Source organism: Actinoplanes sp. NPDC026623, assembly GCF_040638275.1.
Classification (GTDB): Bacteria; Actinomycetota; Actinomycetes; order Mycobacteriales; family Micromonosporaceae; genus Actinoplanes.
In genome coordinates, this window is record NZ_JBEZXZ010000404.1 from 1 (window position 1) to 2,553 (window position 2,553).

Annotated in this window: 2 protein-coding genes; both read left to right on the forward strand. The window is 74.9% G+C overall.

From position 1 onward, the window contains the following. Positions 1-1,999, forward strand: a 1,999-nt coding sequence (locus tag AB0F10_RS45235) for a DEAD/DEAH box helicase (protein WP_360640748.1), incomplete at its 5' end; no start/stop codon positions are given. After that, the coding region (locus AB0F10_RS45240) for a hypothetical protein (RefSeq protein ID WP_360640750.1) at positions 1,992-2,553 on the forward strand (562 nt) is incomplete at its 3' end. The genes AB0F10_RS45235 and AB0F10_RS45240, both read left to right, overlap by 8 nt.

Consider the following 2,553-nt stretch of genomic DNA (forward strand, 5'->3'; position numbering starts at 1 on the left):
CGGGCTCGGCCGGGCCGCCCGGCTCTTCGGCGACCTCGACGCCGCCCTGCGCACCGCCCGCCCCGCCGAGCTGGTCCTCGACACCGAGGGCGCGCACCGCTTCCTCAGCCACGCCGCGCTGCTCGAGCAGGCCGGCTACGGCGTCCTGCTGCCGGCCTGGTGGCGGGAGCCGCAGAGCCTCGGCCTGGCCCTGGAGGTCCGCGCCCGCGACGAGGTCGCCCCGGTCCTGCGCGACGAGGCGGCCAACCTGGCGACCATCGTCGGCTACAACTGGGGCCTAGCGCTGGGCGGCCGCGCCCTGACCGACGAGGAGCTCGCCGAGCTGGCCCGGGTGAAGGTGCCGCTGGTGCGGCTCCGCGGGCGCTGGGTCTACCTCGACGCGGAACGCCTGCGGGCCGGGCTCGAGTTCCTGCGGCGCGGCGGCGGCACCATGACCGCCGGCGACGCGCTGCGGATGGTCAGGCTGCTCCCGCCCGAGGAGCTCCCGCTGCCGGTGACCACGGTCGACGGCAAGGGCTGGCTCGCCGACCTGCTCGCCGGGCGCCTCGGCGAGCGGCTCGAGCTGCTCGACCCGCCCGGGGGCCTGGTCGGGGAGCTGCGGCCGTACCAGAGAAGGGGTTTCTCCTGGCTGGCCTTCCTCGACGACCTGGGGGTGGGCGCCTGCCTGGCGGACGACATGGGCCTGGGCAAGACCGTCCAGCTGCTCGCCCTGCTGCTGCACCGCGGCCGCGGGCCGACCCTGCTGATCTGCCCGCTGTCGGTGCTGGGCAACTGGGTGCGTGAGGCGGCCCGGTTCGCGCCCGGTCTGCGGGTGCGAGTCCTGCACGGCAGCGACCGACCGGACCCCGCCGACCTGCTCGACGGCGCCGACGTGCTGCTGACCACGTACGCGACCGCCACCCGCGACGTGGACGCCCTGGCCGCCGTGCCCTGGGACCGGGTCGTCCTCGACGAGGCGCAGCACATCAAGAACAGCGCGAGCGGGGCCGCCCGGGCCGTGCGCCGCCTCGACGCCCGGCACCGCGTCGCGCTGACCGGCACCCCGGTCGAGAACCGCCTGGCCGAGCTCTGGTCCATCCTGGACTTCCTCAACCCCGGGCTGCTCGGCAGCGCGCACTCGTTCCGCGCCCGCTACGCGGTCCCCATCGAGCGCTACGCGGACGAGGACGCCGCCGCCCGCCTGCGCCACGCCACCCGGCCGTTCATGCTGCGCCGGGTCAAGGCCGACCCCGCGGTGATCGACGACCTGCCCGACAAGCGGCACACCCGGCACCTGTGCGGGCTCACCGCCGAGCAGGCCACCCTCTACCAGGCCGTGCTCAACGAGATGACCGACCGGCTCGCCGACGAGACCGAGATCCGCCGCAAGGGCATCGTGCTGTCCGCGATGACCAAGCTCAAGCAGGTCTGCAACCACCCGGCCCAGCTGCTCGGCGACGGCTCCCCGCTGCCCGGCCGCTCCGGCAAACTCGAACGCCTCGAGGAGATCCTCGACGCCGCCCTCGCCGACGGCGAAAGCGTGCTGTGCTTCACCCAGTTCGCCCGCTTCGGCGCCATGCTGGTGCCGCACCTCGCGGCCCGCTTCGGCGTCGAGGTCCGCTACCTGCACGGCGGCACCCCGCGCCGGGCCCGCGACGAGATGGTCGCGGCGTTCCAGGCGGACCGCCGCCCGGGCATCTTCGTGCTGTCGCTCAAGGCCGGCGGCACCGGCCTCAACCTGACCGCCGCCAACCACGTCGTGCACGTCGACCGCTGGTGGAACCCGGCGACCGAGACCCAGGCGACCGACCGGGCGTTCCGCATCGGTCAGGACCGCGACGTCCAGGTGCACACCCTCGTCTGCCTCGGCACGCTCGAGGAACGCATCGACCGCCTGATCGCGGACAAGGGCGTGCTGGCCGAGCGCGTGGTCGGCAACGGCGAGGGCTGGCTGACCGGCCTGAGCACCGACGACCTGCGCGACCTGCTGGCCCTGGCACCGGAGGCCGTCGTTGACTGACCGGCTCTCGGCACCCTTCATCGCCATGTTCGAGTCGCTGCGGATGGCGCCGACCTTCGCCCGCGGCCGCCGCGACGCCCGGGCCGGGCACGTGCGCCTCCTGGCCATCTCCGGCAGCCTGGTGACGGCCCAGGTCAGAGGCCCGGACGACCCGACGGCCTTCCGGTCCCGGATCGCGGTGCGCGCGTTCGGTGCCGCCGAATGGTCCCGCGTCGAGGACGACCTGGCGGCGCAGGCCCGCTACGTGGCCGACCTGCTGGCGGGCCGCATGCCGGCCGACATCGAGGCGGTGTTCACCGCCGCCGGGCTGACGCTGCTGCCACTGTCGCTGGACGAGGTCGCGATGGACTGCACCTGCGAACGCTGGCCGATGCCCTGCATCCACCTCGCGGCGACGTGTTACGCGCTGGCCCGCTCCTTCGAGGAGGACCCGTTCGGGGTCTTCGCCTGGCGCGGGCGCTCCCGTGACGAACTGCTCACCCGCCTGAGCCAGCTGCGCGGCGCCACGGCACACGCGCCGCCGGAGGCGGCCGCGCCGGAGGCCGCGGACGGCG